At 56.8% G+C, this 15,115-nt stretch carries 13 protein-coding genes; 6 read left to right on the top strand and 7 right to left on the bottom strand.

Translation table 11 applies throughout. From position 1 onward, the window contains the following. Positions 1 to 42 precede the first annotated feature (42 nt). The 7 genes from DA915_RS18205 to DA915_RS18175 form a co-directional block, all read right to left on the bottom strand. Positions 43 to 915: a glycosyltransferase family 2 protein gene (locus DA915_RS18205; RefSeq protein ID WP_107676831.1), complete on the bottom strand. Its 873-nt coding sequence runs from the start codon at positions 913 to 915 to the stop codon at positions 43 to 45. Further along, entirely contained in the window at positions 915 to 2,180 is a 1,266-nt protein-coding gene (locus DA915_RS18200; protein ID WP_107676830.1) for a rhamnan synthesis F family protein, read from the bottom strand. The genes DA915_RS18205 and DA915_RS18200 overlap by 1 nt, the downstream gene beginning before the upstream one ends. Before the next feature lie 74 nt (positions 2,181 to 2,254). Beyond that, positions 2,255 to 3,121, bottom strand: coding sequence for a glucose-1-phosphate thymidylyltransferase RfbA (gene rfbA, locus DA915_RS18195; RefSeq protein ID WP_003505575.1), 867 nt, complete (start codon positions 3,119 to 3,121; stop codon positions 2,255 to 2,257). Beyond that, the gene (gene rfbD, locus DA915_RS18190) at positions 3,118 to 4,011 is read right to left on the bottom strand and encodes a dTDP-4-dehydrorhamnose reductase (protein WP_107676829.1); all 894 of its coding nucleotides are present in this window, start codon (positions 4,009 to 4,011) and stop codon (positions 3,118 to 3,120) included. Before rfbD ends, rfbA begins: the two co-directional genes overlap by 4 nt. Positions 4,012 to 4,015: 4 nt before the next feature. Continuing rightward, the gene (gene rfbB / locus DA915_RS18185; protein WP_107676915.1) at positions 4,016 to 5,071 is read right to left on the bottom strand and encodes a dTDP-glucose 4,6-dehydratase; all 1,056 of its coding nucleotides are present in this window, start codon (positions 5,069 to 5,071) and stop codon (positions 4,016 to 4,018) included. Between the two features lie 2 nt (positions 5,072 to 5,073). Then, positions 5,074 to 5,643 (bottom strand): dTDP-4-dehydrorhamnose 3,5-epimerase, encoded by a 570-nt coding sequence (gene rfbC / locus DA915_RS18180; protein WP_035212887.1) that lies wholly within the window; start codon positions 5,641 to 5,643, stop codon positions 5,074 to 5,076. A gap of 257 nt (positions 5,644 to 5,900) precedes the next feature. After that, positions 5,901 to 7,967 carry an ATP-dependent helicase gene (locus DA915_RS18175; protein ID WP_107676828.1) on the bottom strand — a complete coding sequence of 689 codons (2,067 nt, stop codon included), beginning with the start codon at positions 7,965 to 7,967 and terminating at the stop codon, positions 5,901 to 5,903. A gap of 424 nt (positions 7,968 to 8,391) precedes the next feature. Between DA915_RS18175 and DA915_RS18170 the strand changes: the two genes are divergently transcribed. The 6 genes from DA915_RS18170 (at position 8,392) to DA915_RS18145 (ending at position 15,104) form a co-directional block, all read left to right on the top strand. Then, the gene (locus DA915_RS18170; RefSeq protein WP_107676827.1) at positions 8,392 to 9,129 is read left to right on the top strand and encodes a PHB depolymerase family esterase; all 738 of its coding nucleotides are present in this window, start codon (positions 8,392 to 8,394) and stop codon (positions 9,127 to 9,129) included. A 201-nt stretch (positions 9,130 to 9,330) separates the two neighbouring features. Further along, a complete protein-coding gene (locus tag DA915_RS18165; RefSeq protein WP_107676826.1) occupies positions 9,331 to 10,401 on the top strand; it encodes a LacI family DNA-binding transcriptional regulator in 1,071 nt (356 codons plus the stop codon). 5 nt (positions 10,402 to 10,406) lie between these two features. Next, entirely contained in the window at positions 10,407 to 12,008 is a 1,602-nt protein-coding gene (locus DA915_RS18160; protein WP_107676825.1) for an FAD-dependent oxidoreductase, read from the top strand. A 49-nt stretch (positions 12,009 to 12,057) separates the two neighbouring features. Then, on the top strand, positions 12,058 to 13,329 hold the full coding sequence (locus DA915_RS18155; protein WP_020009773.1) for a sugar ABC transporter substrate-binding protein: 1,272 nt from the start codon (positions 12,058 to 12,060) through the stop codon (positions 13,327 to 13,329). Positions 13,330 to 13,339: 10 nt separating this feature from the next. Next, positions 13,340 to 14,272, top strand: coding sequence for a carbohydrate ABC transporter permease (locus DA915_RS18150; RefSeq protein WP_107676824.1), 933 nt, complete (start codon positions 13,340 to 13,342; stop codon positions 14,270 to 14,272). After that, positions 14,262 to 15,104 (top strand): carbohydrate ABC transporter permease, encoded by an 843-nt coding sequence (locus tag DA915_RS18145; RefSeq protein WP_087746935.1) that lies wholly within the window; start codon positions 14,262 to 14,264, stop codon positions 15,102 to 15,104. Before DA915_RS18150 ends, DA915_RS18145 begins: the two co-directional genes overlap by 11 nt. The last annotated feature ends 11 nt before the right edge of the window (positions 15,105 to 15,115 follow it).

The raw sequence follows: 15,115 nt of genomic DNA, 5'->3' as shown, positions 1-15,115 counted from the left end.
TTCGCAGCGAAGCCGGGAGCCTGTGCCTTTAACCTCGTATCCCTACTTCACTCTCTGTTGCTTAAATGGCTCTTCGATATCTTTGTATAGAATGCAGCCCATGAGAAATCCGATTGCTTTGCTGCGACGTCTTGCCGAAACGAGCGCTTGTGGAGAGAGGAGCAAAAGAAGCGCCTGGATAAGCGTTGATAAAAAAGGGTATGGTCTTTTGTGCTTTCTGCCCGTGTAAATTCTTGATCGCGCCATATGAAATGCTTTAAATTTGGCGACTAAGGGCGATCGCGCTGTGGAATTGCCGTTGGCATGCGTAACGACTGCATCTCGAACAAACATGAGCGGCCCAAATTCCGCGAGTCTGAGAGATAGATCGTCATCCTCATGGTATAAAAAAATGTTGGGGTCGAAGCCGTTTACTTTTAGAAATAGTTCTCTTGAAACAAAAATAGCGGCACCACTTAGAACGGGAATAGCACAGTCTACAGGGGGCCAGCCTTTTGGCATATATCGATTGCGCGGCAATAGCCAAGATCGTCTCTTAAAATACTCTGAGCCGTCACTATTCTCTATACGGGGGTTAAAGGCAGATGCGGGTTTATATCGACGTGTAGCCGACAAAAGCTCGTCTAAGCTCCCAGGATGAATTGTTGCATCCGGATTGAGAAAAAGCAGCCAGGGAGTTTTTGCCACGGCAGCACCAGCATTGCAGCCCACACCAAACCCCTCGTTTTGTTCCAGAGTTTCGATATGTATTTGACGCTCCGTGGGAAAGGGTGGAAATTTGTTTGTTTTTCCGTTGTCGACCAAAATAACTGGCGTTTCCATAGGAATAGAAGCGACCATTTGTTCGATAACTGTATCACTTTTGTAACACACGGATATTACGGTAATATCGGAAACAAGGAGCTCTTTATACATCAGATAAATTCTACTGTATGATGTGTGCCTTCGGCTTTTGCTGCTGGTTGAACCGTGCCAATCTTGTAACCCGACTGACGGACAAACGCAGAAAACATTCGCTCCAGACTGTGTTGTAACGTTCCGCGTTTCGCGCCATTCTCGATATCGAAGTCCCGAAGACCGATATCGGCTTCGCGAATTTTGTGGAAAGCTGCTGGGCGAAACCAAAACATCGTTCCCACAAAAAACTGTATTTTATCGGGTTCCAACAATAGCCCAGTGCGTTTTGATATCTTTCTCATTTGCTTCAGCTCGCCTTTCAGGTATGGCGCCACTGAACGCCCGGCTTTTGGCAAGCTCAGATTTTTTGGCCCAACAACACCAAGATCAGGCATGGCTTCAAATAAATCGAGCACGCGATTGCGCGCGCCGTCTCTTATCAGGCTGGAAAATATATAGCGGCGGATTCTCGTGCCAGACTTCGTCTGCCTCCCATCTTTCAGTGATAGTTTCCCATGTATTTTGCAGACAGCATCATATTTATCGAAGCTTCCCTGTCTTAGGAGCTCCATAAACGGACCTACATCTCTACCGCGATTTTCCGTAACAACTATTGTCGCGTTTGGAAATGTCTTCAAGATTTCTGTCTGAAATTCGATATTGACTGCTGTAAGGCCTACGATAACGTCGCTTCCCGAGCAATCTTCGAGTATAATTGTTTTTATCTCCGCCCAAGTCTCGATGTAGTGCAAATGTATGTAAATACAGCTCTGAATTTTTCTGGTATAAATTGGTTGTTCATGTGCGTTGGCAATAGGCCAGCCGTCGTCGAGCCAGTACCAACCATTTCTATCTCTGGAAGCGTCATCGAGGCCATATAGATGCATGTAGCGATATTCGACGTTCGCAAATGCAGCCTTTTCCCGTTCACCCGCATTTCTTCCGAGACATAACAACTTTTCCCCAGGTCCGAAGCTCTGGAGTGCATGCCTCTGCGTTGCGAGGAGCATTTTCCAAAACTCGAAGGAGCTTTTTGTTGTTCTGGAAAATGAAATAGGAAATTCTTTCGAGAATTTCTTATCATCTTCTATGTTGATCGCTGTTTTGCGGAGTGGCTTTTTTAAATGTACTTTGTATTGTATATTTCGCGAGCTGAAGTCCAAACGACAGCAACGCTCCACATCATCAAGATCGGCAATTTCAATCGCGTCTAAGCCAGATTCGCTGCTGACGCTTATATCATAATAGCCCGGTTCAAGACCCAGCGTTTTTGATTGATACATCGATTGTCGATACCTAAACTCGATTTAAGCACAGCATAGTGTAGCCGTCTATCGATCGACTTCTATTAGCGGGATCATACATTCGCAAGTTTACGCAAGTAAACGCCATAATCGCCCTTGCCAGCTTTTTCGGCGATTTCGGCAAATTGCGACTTGGTGATGAAGCCTTTGCTCAGAGCAATCTCTTCCGGACATGCAATCTTGAAGCCTTGTCGCTTCTCCAGTGTTCGCACGAATTCACCAGCCTCGAGAAGACTCTCCGGCGTGCCGGTATCAAGCCAGGCGTAACCGCGCCCCATGATCGATACTTTCAGCTTGCCGCGCTCCAGATAGGTCCGATTTACGTCCGTAATCTCGTATTCGCCGCGCGCCGAAGGTTTGAGATTGGCCGCGATGTCGACCACATCCGCATCGTAAAAATAAAGACCGGTGACGGCCCAATTGGATTTGGGCTTTGCGGGCTTTTCTTCGATGGAGAGAGCACGCATTTCGCCATCGAAATCGACCACGCCATAACGTTCGGGATCATTCACATGATAGGCGAAAACCGTCGCTCCGTCGTTGACGCTCGTGCCTGCCTGCAGAAGCTCCGGCAATCCGTGACCATAATATATGTTGTCACCCAGGATAAGGCACGATGGCGAACCCGCCACGAAATCCGCTCCGATCATATACGCCTGCGCCAGCCCATCCGGGCTGGGTTGAACCGCATATTCAATGGAAAGACCCCATTTTGAGCCATCACCCAGGAGAGACTGGAAAAGCGGCATGTCATGGGGTGTAGAGATAATGAGAATCTCGCGGATGCCAGCCAGCATCAACGTGGTCAGCGGATAATAGATCATCGGCTTGTCGTAGACCGGCAGGATCTGCTTCGAGACCGCCAATGTCATCGGATGCAGGCGCGTGCCGCTGCCTCCGGCCAGAATGATGCCCTTCATGGCGTTTCCTTTTTGCTCTGCGCAAGAGCGGTGACGACCGCGCGCGTTGATGTTTGCCAGTTCGGCAGCCTTATGCCGTAAACCGCTTCCAGCTTGCTGCAATCAAGCCGCGAGTTTGCCGGACGCCGGGCTGGTGTAGGGTATTGTGCAGTCGTGATGTCGTTGACGATCATCGACTTCCCGCCGTTTTCTTCAGAAAATGCGAATATCTGTTTCGCGAAATTCGCCCAGTTCGTTTCACCGGTTCCGGAAAGATGAAAAACTCCACGAAGACGGGGCGAGGAATCGTCCGCGAGTTTCCTTGCGATTGCTACGATAGCGGCAGCGATATCGTTGGCCGAAGTAGGGCATCCGAACTGGTCCGCAACCACATTGATCTCGTCGCGGTTCTCGCTCAGCCGGAGCATGGTCTTTACGAAGTTGTTGCCATATTCTGAATAGACCCATGCGGTTCGCAGAACGGCGTAATTGCCGGTAGCCTCCGAAACGGCTCGTTCGCCTTCGAGCTTCGAGCGACCATAAATGGAAGTAGGGCCTGTCGGATCACTTTCGACATAGGCAGTGGCCTTGGTGCCGTCGAAAACATAATCCGTAGAAAGATGAATCACGGGAATACCGATGTCACTTGCCGCCTGCGCGACGGCCCTTGCTCCGTCCCGATTAACGGCAAAAGCGATGTCCGGCTCACTTTCTGCCTTGTCGACAGCGGTATAGGCGGCAGCCGATACCACGGCATCGGGTTTTACCTCTTGTAGCGCCTTCAAAATAGTTTCAGGCTGCGCAAGGTCGAGTTCCGGTCGACCTAGAGCCACGATCTCCAGCTCGGCGCTTGCCAGCGCCTGAAGGGCGCTGACGACCTGACCATTTTTGCCGGTAACTGCCAGCCGCATCCGCTCAGCCCTTTGTCAGAACGCCGAGGCGCTCTCCGGCATAAACGTCATCGCGAAGCGGCTGCCACCACCACTCATTGTCGAGGTACCATTGCACGGTCTTGCGGATGCCCGTCGCAAAATTTTCCTGTGCTTTCCAGCCGAGTTCGGTTTCCAGCTTCGTGGCGTCAATGGCGTAGCGCGCATCGTGACCAGGGCGATCCGTGACGTATTTGATGAGCTCTGCATAGGGTTTGGATTGCGGGCGCAGTTCGTCGAGAATGGAGCAGATGCAGTTTACCACATCGATATTCTTCTGTTCGTTTCTGCCGCCGACATTGTACTTCTCGCCGGCAAGGCCCTTTTGAACGATAAGCCACAGAGCGCGGGCATGGTCTTCCACATAAAGCCAGTCGCGGATGTTCGCGCCGTTTCCATAGACCGGCAGCGGCTTGCCTTCCAGCGCGTTGAGAATGATCAGCGGAATGAGCTTTTCCGGGAAATGGAATGGCCCGTAATTGTTGGAGCAGTTGGAAATGACGACCGGAAGGCCGTACGTGCGCTGCCAGGCTGTGGCGAGATGATCGCTCGCGGCTTTCGAGGCGGAGTACGGCGATGAAGGGTCGTAAGGGGTTGTTTCTTCGAAAAGACCATCGTCCCCGAGCGAGCCGTATACCTCGTCGGTTGACACGTGAAGCATGCGGAAATTCGCCTTGGCGTCATCCGCAAGGCCGCTCCAATATTGCCGCGCCGCCTCCAGCATCGTGAAGGTGCCGTTGATGTTGGTCTGAATAAAATCAGCGGCGCCGGTTATGGAGCGGTCAACATGGCTCTCGGCGGCCAGATGCATCACGTAATCCGGCTGGAATGTCGCGAATGCGTCATTCATCGCGACCCGGTCACATATGTCGGCCTGAAGAAAGCGGTGATTGGGTGCATTTTCGATTGGCTTGAGGGACGCCAGATTTCCTGCATATGTAAGTTTGTCGACAGTGAGAACATCCGCGCCGATCTCGCTCACAAGATAACGTACGAGGGCCGAGCCGATAAATCCGGCGCCGCCGGTAACTAGAACGCGCATCATCAGTTCCCAGTGTTTTGATAAGTGAAATATTCAGGCAATTCCGACAGAAGCGGTTGCTTGCCATCCTTCTCGGAAAGGACGTAGCCTTCCAGCTTCGGCCAATTGATACCAATGGCAGGATCATCCCATTTAACGCCGCGGTCGTTGGCTGCACTATAGGGTGCCGTCACTTTGTATGAGATGACCGTGTCGTCAACGAGCGTCATGAAACCGTGGGCAAATCCCGCCGGAACCCACAGCTGCTCGCCATTTTCGGGTGAGAGTTCGACAGCCGCCCATTGTCCGAAGGTGGGCGATCCTGTTCTGATATCCACCGCGACATCCAGCAACCGGCCCCGAATGCAGCGAACGAGCTTGCCCTGTGCGAAAGGCTCTGTCTGAAAATGAAGCCCTCTTACGGTCCCGGCCTGTGCGGACAGGGATTCATTGTCCTGCACGAACTCCACGTCGGCTACATTTTCGCGAAACCATTCCCTCTTGAAAACCTCGCTGAAGTAACCCCTGCTGTCGCCGAAACGAGCCGGAGTTATCTTTTTTAAGCCTGATATCGAGAATGCTTCTAGTTGCACTATGCGGATCCTGTCTGGTCTGCCTACTCAGGGTGATATGGCTTTATCGGTAGGGACAGTCAATAACGCTTTATTGATCGCCCACACAAGAGCGAGGGAATCTCCGTCGAACAGCATGTCGAAAGCCTGTTGGGCCGCGGCCTGTTTTTCACGTTTAGAGAGTGATCGGGTGTCAGGAAGAACTCCCAGAAGCTAAGTCGGCGCCGGCCTCGTCCGTTTGCGCATCGTGCAGGTCGATATTCCCGGGACCCCCGCTCTTATTTCCACATGGCACGCATCCGCGCACCCACATCAATCCGGATCTGCTGCGCGCTACGCTCCGAAGCTGCGGCTGAAACCAGTGGCCAGGTCATCGTTTCGAAAAATTGCAGCAGGGTCGCCGGTATGAAGCGGGTTCTTGCGGCGTAAACATGCCGGTCACCCTGCTGGTTCTGCCCGCCGGTGAAGAAGCGTTGTGGCGTGATCAGCGACAGGCTGTCCTTGGCGCGGGTCATGGCGACATAGAGCAGCCGGCGTTCTTCCTCCAGTTCCTGGGTGGTGCCGACCCCGAGGTCGGAGGGAATGCAGCCATCGACCACATTCAGGATGAAGACGGAACGCCACTCCTGGCCTTTTGCCGAATGGATGGTCGACAGGCTGAGATAGTCCTCGTCGAGCAGCGGCACGCCGGCCTGATCGCTGGTGGCGTCGGGCGGGTCGAGTGTCAGCTCGGTCAGAAAACGTTCGCGTGAGGGGTAGCCGCCAGCGATCTGCTCGAGTTGCAGCAGATCTGCCTTGCGGGTGTCGGCGTCTTCATGGATGCGTTCGAGATGGGGTTCGTACCACAGCCGTGCCTGCCCGATTTCACCCGGCCAGCTATTCGGGGCCTGCCGCAGGCCCACCAGCATCTGCGTGAAGGTCGTCCAGTCATCGCCGGTCTTCGGCGGCGGCGGAATTTCGGCAAGGGCAAGCAGCGGCTCGGGGTCTGTCGCGATGGCATCGAGAATATTGCCGGCCTTCTTCGGTCCGATGCCGGGCAGCATCTGCAGCAGCCGGAAACCGGCGACGCGGTCGCGCGGGTTCTGCGCGAAGCGCAGCACGGCCAGCATGTCCTTCACATGGGCGCTGTCGAGGAATTTCAGGCCGCCAAATTTGACGAAGGGGATGTTGCGGCGGGTCAGTTCCACCTCGAGCGGCCCGCTGTGGCTGGAGGTGCGAAACAGCACGGCCTGCTGTTTCAGCGTCATGCCGGTTTCGCGGTTGGCGAGAATCTGGTCGATGATGAAGTTCGCCTGTTCGGTTTCGTCCTTCACCGTCACGAGCTTCGGGCGCTCCAGCGATTCCCGCTCGGTCCAGAGGTTTTTGGTGAACCGCTCCCGCGCCAGATCGATCACGCCGTTGGCGGCCGCAAGGATCGGCTGCGTCGAGCGATAGTTGCGATCGAGCGTGATGATATCGGCCGCCGGGCTGAAGGAAGCCGGAAAATCAAGGATGTTTCGTACTGTCGCCGCCCGGAACGAATAGATCGACTGCGCGTCGTCGCCCACCACGGTCAAACCGCGGCCGCCGGGTTTGAGCGCCATCAGCACCGAAGCCTGCAGCCGGTTGGTATCCTGATATTCGTCGACCATAACATGGTCGAAGCGGTTGCCGATATCATCAGCCAGAATGGGGTCGCTGACCATCTGGGCCCAATAGAGCAGAAGATCGTCGTAATCGAGCACGTTCTGGACCTGTTTTGCCTCCACATAGGCTGCAAACAGTGCCTTAAGTTCGCTCTCCCAATTGGCGACCCAGGGATAATGCTGGCGCAATATCTCCTTGAGCGGCGTCTGGGAATTCACCGCACGCGAATAGATGGCAAGACACGTGCCTTTTGTCGGAAAGCGGCTTTCGGTCTTGGAAAAACCCAGCTCGTGCCGGGCGAGGTTCATCAGGTCGGCGCTGTCCTCGCGGTCGTGGATGGTGAAATCGATGTTGAGCCCGATCTGTTCGGCATAGATGCGTAACAGGCGCGCGCCGATGCCGTGAAATGTGCCGGACCAGGCCAGCGCGTCGGTGAGAGCCCCCGAATTGCCGCCGAGGACGTGTTTGCAGATACGCTCCACGCGGCGCGACATTTCCGTGGCGGCACGCCGCGAAAACGTCATCAGCAGAATACGGCGGGGATCGGCGCCATTCACGATCAGATGTGCGACACGGTGGGCCAGCGTATTGGTCTTGCCCGAACCGGCCCCGGCGATGATCAGCAGAGGCCCGGCCGTGTGGCCGTCTGTCAGCCCAACGCCATGCTCCACCGCCTTGCGCTGCTGTTCGTTGAGCTTTTCCAGATAGGCAACCGCCATGCGAACAATCCTTGATACCTGCCTGTCCCCATGGTGAGGACATCTTCAGAGATGGCAGTCGTCGGAATCGCCGGCCATTGTCTGCCCTGTTGTCGCAATGATTAGCAAAGACTCAAACACCAATCCAGAACAAATGCTGAACGCCTTTTTCCCGTCGTTTAAACACGGTCGGTGGTGAGATTTATCGTTCCGAAAGGTCGCTTGCAGTTCGTCGGTGGCTGCTGGTTGCCGGGCGTGCCCGATCCCGCAATCGCAAATCATATTACGCATGAGGAAATAACGGTATTATTATGAAATATATGAATATTCTCAATTCGTTTCAGTGCATTTTCTCATTCTGCAGCGAAACCTTTGAACCAACCCGGTGATCCGCGAGTTCAATGATCGTGCCTCGGGAGGAGGCGCGTTTTGGGAGGACCAGACCATGAAGCATCTGAAACTTTGCCTGATCGCTGTCGCCGCAATCGCTGCCTCGACTTTTGCCCAGGCCGAACAGAAGGCGATGAAATCCGATGTCACCATCGCCTCTGATATCAACTATCTGCTCTACACGCCCAAGGACTACGCCAGTTCGGATAAGACCTATCCTCTTGTCGTATGGCTGCATGGCGGCGATCAGGGCGGCGGCGACATCGAAAAGCTGCGCCGCAGCGGCCTGCCGAAACTGATTGAAGAAGGCCGCGATTTTCCTTTTCTGGTGTTCTCGCCGCAAAATCCGAGTGAAGAATTGCTCTATCCGATCGAGCGCGTGGCGAGTGTTCTTCAGGCGGTGGTGGCCGATCATCGGGTGGATCGCGAGCGCATCTATCTGATCGGTTATAGCCGGGGAGGGTTCGGTGCATGGTCGATGGCCGCGCAGTTTCCTGAAACTTTTGCCGCGGTTGTTCCGATCGCCGGCGGCGGTATCCGGCATTACCTCAATCGAACGAATGAAAGGGTAGCCTTCTGGGCCTTTCATGGCGCAAATGACGCTGTGATTCCGCTGTCCGACACGGTGCTCCTTGTGCAACGCCTTCAGGAACTGAAACGAAATGTCCGGCTCACCGTGTTCGAAGATACGGACCATGAAGCGGTCGAAGGGAAAGTGCTGAAGGACGAGGCGATGTGGACATGGTTGCTTGAGCAGAAGCTCACCGGTGAGAAAGCACCTGCGGGTCCGTGAATCCGGGCTGATCGCTATTTTACGGCTGCTATAGCCGATCCCACCCAGTGCTGCCGCCGCGGGGCAGGCTTTTTGTCAGAACCCCGCGGCCTCCCTCAGCAAGTGCATCTTTATCGCTTGACTCGGTGCCCACAAATCGTGCTAATGCGCATTAGCAGCTAATACGTATTAGCAACGATCGGATGTCGGGGAGGGCATCGCGTGACCAATCATAAACGCCTCACGCAAAACGACATCGCCAAGCTCGCTGGGGTCAGTCAGGCAACGGTATCGCTTGTTCTGAATGGCGCACCGGCCGCGATTGCCCGCATCCCGGCTGAAACCCGCGAACGGGTACAGGCGGTCATTCGCCAGACAGGTTATGTCGCCGACCCGATCGCGCGGCGAATGGCCAAGGGGCTGAACCGCATCCTCGGCGTTTTCACCTACGAGCCGGCTTTCCCGAGCGCGCAGGCCGACTTCTTCACGCCGTTCCTGCTGGGTATCGAGGAAGAGGCGCAGCAGCAGGCCTATGATCTTCTGCTGCTGACCAGCGCCGGCGTCGGCAATAACCGCAAGATTTTTTCGGAAGGCAACAGGCTCAGGATCGCCGATGGCTGTCTGGTTCTCGGTCGCGAATTCGACCGTAAGGAACTCGCCCGGCTGGTCTCGGAAGACTATCCTTTCGTGGCCATTGGCCGACGTGAAGACGCTGGCGGGCCGGTTCCTTATGTGGGCGGCGACTATGCCGCGGGAACACGGCAGCTCGTCGAGGACGCCAGAGCGCTGGGGCACTCGAAGCTCGCTTATATCGGCCCCGATGGCCCGGCGGAATCGATCGCTGACCGCTGGCGTGGTTTCAGTGCGGCGCTCGGTGATGCAGCCACGCTTGCCCTTCATATCAAGGCCGTCAACCGGCCGGCCGACAAGATCCTTGATGCCATCCTTGAAAGCGGGGCGACGGCAGCCTTCTTCATAGAGCTGGCCGATGCCGTGCGTGTCGAAGCGCTGGCGCGGGCGCGCGGGCTTGCCGTGCCCGAGGCTTTTTCGATGATCGTGCTTGGCAGCCATATCAGAGCCGCCCGCAGCCCGGTGCGCTTCACCTCCTATGAAATTCCCCGCGAGGAAATGGGCCGGCAGGCGACTGCCATGCTGGTCAACCGCATCGAGACCGGCAGTCCGGGTAGCCAGATCCTTCTCAAATGTGAACCCGTCAGAGGGGAAACATTGGGCCCGGCCCCGGCAGCCTCCGCAAACAAGTCCCCAGTCAACAAAACGGATGTGACGACGTGAAAGACATGCAAGCAGATATTCTCGTGGTCGGTGGCGGCCTTGGCGGCGTGGCGGCGGCACTGGCTGCCGCACGGGCCGGAAAGCGCGTTATCATGACCGAGGAATATGACTGGATCGGCGGGCAATTGACCAGTCAGGCCGTTCCGTCGGACGAGCATACATGGGTCGAGCAATTCGGCATCACCCGCTCTTACCGGGCGTTGCGCAACGGTGTGCGGCAATATTATCGTGTCCATTATCCGCTGACGGAAGGCGCACGGGCCTGGGGCGATCTCAATCCGGGTGGCGGATGGGTGAGCCGCATCTGCGCCGAGCCGCGTGTCAGCCTCGCGGTCATGGAAAGCATGCTGATGCCCTATATCGGCGCCGGCCGCCTGACGGTGCTCAAGCCCTGGCGTCCGGTCGCGGCCGATGTCGAGGGCGACAGGGTTCGCTCAGTAACCGTCCGCCATCGCGACAGCGGCGCTGAAATCGTCATTTCCGCCGATTACATCCTCGATGCCACCGAACTCGGCGATCTCTTGCCGATGACGGGCACGGAATATGCCAAGGGTTTCGAGGCGCAGTCGGACACGGGTGAACCAAGTGCGCCGGCTGAAGTCCAGCCGGACAATGTGCAGGCCGTATCGATCTGCTTTGCCATCGACCATGTCGACGGTGACCAGACGATCGACAAGCCTGACAATTACGATTACTGGCGCTCTTACCAGCCGCACTTCTGGGGCGGGCCGCTCCTCGGCTTCACCGCGCCGCATCCGCGCACGCTTGATCATACCACCCGATCCTTCACGCCAAATCCCGATGACGATCCGCTGCTGGTCGATGCCGACCAGCGCAAGGGCGGCGGCGATGAAAACCTCTGGATTTTCCGCCGTATCGCGGCGCGGAAGAACTTTACGCCCGGTTTCTACAAGTCCGACATCTGCCTCGTGAACTGGCCGATGATCGACTATATGGACGGCACGATTATCGATGTGTCGGAAGAGGAAAAGGCGCGGCATCTGAAGGCGGCGGCGGACCTTTCCTATTCGGTCTTCTACTGGCTGCAGACGGAAGCGCCGCGTCTTGATGGCGGGCAGGGTTTCCGCGGGCTGCGGCTGCGCGGCGATATCACCGGCACCGAACATGGCCTCGCCATGGCGCCCTATATTCGTGAAAGCCGCCGCATCAAGCCGGTCACGCGCATCGTCGAGCAGGGCCTTTCCTACACGGTTCGCGGTGACAAAGGCGCGGTGCGATATCGCGACAGCATCGGTATCGGCATGTATCGCATCGATCTGCATCCATCGACCGGCGGCGACAATTACATTGACGTGCCTTCCTGCCCCTTCGAGATTCCGCTCGGCGCGCTGATCCCTGAACGCGTGAAGAACCTCATTCCGGCCGGCAAGAATATCGGCACGACGCATATCACCAACGGTTGCTACCGCCTGCATCCGGTCGAATGGAATATCGGCGAAGTGGCTGGAATGCTTGCGGCCCACTGCCTGGAAAAAGGTCTCACACCGCATCAGGTGCAGGAAGACGATGACCATCTTCATGCCTTCCAGACGGCGCTGACCCGCGAAGGCATCGAAATACGCTGGCCGGACATAGCGGCCTATTAGGACGGCGGACTGCCGTTCGATCGAACCCATCTTTGGAGGAGGACTGGGAATGAACAATCATTGGAAAATGCAATCCACCGCCTGCGCGCTGGCCCTCATCGGCTCGTTTGCGCTCGCAGGAGCCGCAGCGGCGCAGGATGCGATCAAGCTGCGCATGACAATCTGGAGCGCCAACGAGGCGCATCTGAAGCTGTTCAACGACATCGCGGCGGGCTTCAAGAAGGATCATCCAAACGTCAGCGTGACCTATGAGTCCCTGCCTTTTGACACCTATACGACTGCGCTCACGACCCAGATTGCGGGCGGCAATGCGCCTGACATGGCCTGGATTTTCGAGACCTCGGCCTATGATTTCGTCAAATCCGGTGCGCTCTACCCGCTCACCGATACGCTGAAGGCCGCGCCGGGCTATAATCTCGAGGAAGTCAGCGCCGGCGCCACGGAACGCTGGTCGCAGGATGGCAAGCTCTTTGCCTATCCGTTCTCGACCTCACCCTTTGCCGTCTTCGTCAACAATGATCTCATCAAGGCCGCAGGCGCCAAGACGCCGGCGGACATGATCGCTGCCGGCGAATGGACATGGGAGAACGCCATCGCCACGGCCTCTGCCGTCGCAAAAGCCGGCAAGGGCGGGCTTGTCGTCCGCGATTTCAATTACCAGAGCTGGCAATATCTCACCTCGGTGTGGAACGGCTGGGGTGCTTCCCCCTGGAGTGCTGACGGTGCAACCTGCACCATGGCGGAAAAGCCGATGGCGGATGCCGTCTCGTTCATCCACGACGCCATCTTCGAGAAGAAGGCCATGCCCGGTCCGGGCGAGACGGTCGATTTCTTTGCCGGTAATGCGGCCATGACCATAACCCAGATCAGCCGTGCCTCGCTTCTGCCGAAGGACAAGCCTTTCGGCTGGGACCTCGTGCCGCTGCCCAAGGGGCCGGCTGGCGAATATGCCTTGATCGGCCAGGCGGGCATCGGCGTCATGCAGTCCGGCAAGAATGCCGAGACTGCAGCCGAGTTCGTCGCCTACATGACCAATCCGGAAAATTCCGCCAAGCTCAGCCAGTTCTTTCCCTCGGCGCGCAAGTCGCTGCTGAATGCGGAGGTGTTGAAAAAGACCAATCCGCTGCTCAGCCAGGAGCAGATCGAAAAGGTCGTCATATCAGGCATCGCCACCGGCAAGGTCATGCCCGGCCATACCGGTTTTGCCCAGATCCAGCAGATCGTGCGCTCGAACCTCGACGCCGTCTGGCGGCCGGAGGCCGATGTCGCGGGCGCGCTTCAAAAAATCTGCGGCCAGATCGGGCCGCTTCTGAAGCGCTGAGGAGAAAGCCATGGCTGTCGCGCAGGAAGTTACCCGTCGTCCAGGTCGCCCGGTATCGGCGTTCTGGACCATCGCGCGGCGCGACAGCCTCGCAGGCTTTCTGTTCATCGCCCCGCAACTGAGCGGGATCGTCATCTTCGTGCTGATCCCGCTCGGGCTGGTGTTCTGGTATTCGCTGCATGAGTGGAATGTGCTCGCCAATACCTTCACCTATACCGGTACGCAGAACTACCGGATGTTGATGGAAGACGGCAATCTTCGTGAGGTGCTGGGCGCGACCGCGATCTTCTCGGCCGGGCTGGTCGTGTTCAACCTGTCGCTGGCGCTGCTGCTCGCCGTGCTGCTCAACCAGAAACTTGCCGGTATTGCGATCTTCAGAACCCTGTTCTTCTCGCCGGTGGTCGTTTCGCTGGTCGCCTGGACGATTGTCTGGGGTTTTCTGTTGCAGAAGAACGGCGGCATCAACGGCATGTTGCTGATGATCGGCATCGAGGGGCCCAACTGGCTGCGCGAGGAGACGACAGCGATGATTTCTGTCATCGTCGTGCAGGTCTTCAAGAATGTCGGGCTCAACATGATCCTGTTTCTGGCGGCGCTCCAGGGCGTGCCGAAGGAACTCTACCAGGCGGCCCGCATCGACGGTGCGCCCGCCTTCAAGCAGTTCCGTCGCATTACCCTGCCGCTGATCAGCCCGACTATCCTGTTGACCTCGATCATCACCATCGTCGGCTCGCTGCAGGTTTTTGCGCAGATTGCGGTTCTCACCCAGGGCGGCCCGGGTCTCTCGACCACGGTGCTGGTTTATTACCTCTATCAGCAGGCCTTCCAGTTCCATTTCTTCGGTTATGGCTCGACGCTTTCCATCCTGCTGTTCCTGATCGTCGCCGTGTTGACCTTCGCCCAGTGGCAGATGCGCAAGAGGATCGTCTTTTATGAAAGCTGACCTTTCCCCCCGTATGCAGGTGGCGCTTTACGGGCTGTTGTGTGTGCTGTTGATCCCGTTCGTTTTCCCGACCTGGTGGATGGTGACATCATCGATCAAGCCGATCAGCGACATCTTCGCCTTCCCGCCGCAGTTCTTTCCCCAAAACCAGGATTGGACGACCTATTCGAAGGTATTCGAGTTGCAGCCCTTCGTGCGGCAATATTGGAACTCCGCCTATATTGCTGCTGTCGTGACGATTGGCACGATGATTGTCTCCTCCATGGCAGGATATGCCTTCGCACGTATCCGGTTTCCGGGTGCCAATCTGATCTTCATGATCGTGCTGCTTGGCCTCCTGATCCCCTCGGAAGTGACGATCGTGCCGCTGTTCCAGATGTTCCTCAAAGCCGGCATGGTCAACACTCACTGGCCGCTGATCCTTGTCCCCATTTTCGGCGCGCCAAGTGTGTTCGCTACCTTCGTCATGCGGCAGTTTTTCGTGACGCTGCCGGGCGAGCTTGAGGAGGCGGCGCGTGTCGATGGTCTCGGGCGTTTCAAGATTTTCCGCAAGATCGCACTGCCGCTGGCAAAACCGGCGCTGGCGTCGGTCGCGATCTTCACCTTCCTGCATTCCTGGAACCTGTTCCTCGAGCCGATCGTCTTTCTTTCCAGCGCCGAAATGTTCACGCTGCCGCAGGCGCTGACCCAATATACCGACGCCTATGGCGGGCCGATGTGGAACATCCAGCTTGCCGCAGCGACGCTCACCGCGCTGCCCGTGCTCATCGTCTTCGTGATTGCCCAGAAGCAGTTCGTCGAAGGCCTCGCCCATACCGGCCTCAAGGGCTGAAGAACCGGAAT

Origin of the sequence: Agrobacterium sp. LAD9, assembly GCF_003031125.1 — a bacterium.
GTDB lineage: Bacteria > Pseudomonadota > Alphaproteobacteria > Rhizobiales > Rhizobiaceae > Agrobacterium > Agrobacterium radiobacter.
Note: the sequence above shows the minus strand (reverse complement) of the source record. Positions and strands in the feature narration are given on the sequence as shown.

Excerpts from the sequence above, each read along its gene's own strand:
- DA915_RS18205 (WP_107676831.1), bottom strand. The coding sequence starts at position 915 with ATGTATAAAGAGCTCCTTGTTTCCGATATTACCGTAATATCCGTGTGT.
- DA915_RS18200 (WP_107676830.1), bottom strand. The coding sequence starts at position 2,180 with ATGTATCAATCAAAAACGCTGGGTCTTGAACCGGGCTATTATGATATA.
- rfbA (WP_003505575.1), bottom strand. The coding sequence starts at position 3,121 with ATGAAGGGCATCATTCTGGCCGGAGGCAGCGGCACGCGCCTGCATCCG.
- rfbD (WP_107676829.1), bottom strand. The coding sequence starts at position 4,011 with ATGCGGCTGGCAGTTACCGGCAAAAATGGTCAGGTCGTCAGCGCCCTT.
- rfbB (WP_107676915.1), bottom strand. The coding sequence starts at position 5,071 with ATGCGCGTTCTAGTTACCGGCGGCGCCGGATTTATCGGCTCGGCCCTC.
- DA915_RS18175 (WP_107676828.1), bottom strand. The coding sequence starts at position 7,967 with ATGGCGGTTGCCTATCTGGAAAAGCTCAACGAACAGCAGCGCAAGGCG.
- DA915_RS18170 (WP_107676827.1), top strand. The coding sequence starts at position 8,392 with ATGAAGCATCTGAAACTTTGCCTGATCGCTGTCGCCGCAATCGCTGCC.
- DA915_RS18160 (WP_107676825.1), top strand. The coding sequence starts at position 10,407 with ATGCAAGCAGATATTCTCGTGGTCGGTGGCGGCCTTGGCGGCGTGGCG.
- DA915_RS18155 (WP_020009773.1), top strand. The coding sequence starts at position 12,058 with ATGAACAATCATTGGAAAATGCAATCCACCGCCTGCGCGCTGGCCCTC.
- DA915_RS18150 (WP_107676824.1), top strand. The coding sequence starts at position 13,340 with ATGGCTGTCGCGCAGGAAGTTACCCGTCGTCCAGGTCGCCCGGTATCG.
- DA915_RS18145 (WP_087746935.1), top strand. The coding sequence starts at position 14,262 with ATGAAAGCTGACCTTTCCCCCCGTATGCAGGTGGCGCTTTACGGGCTG.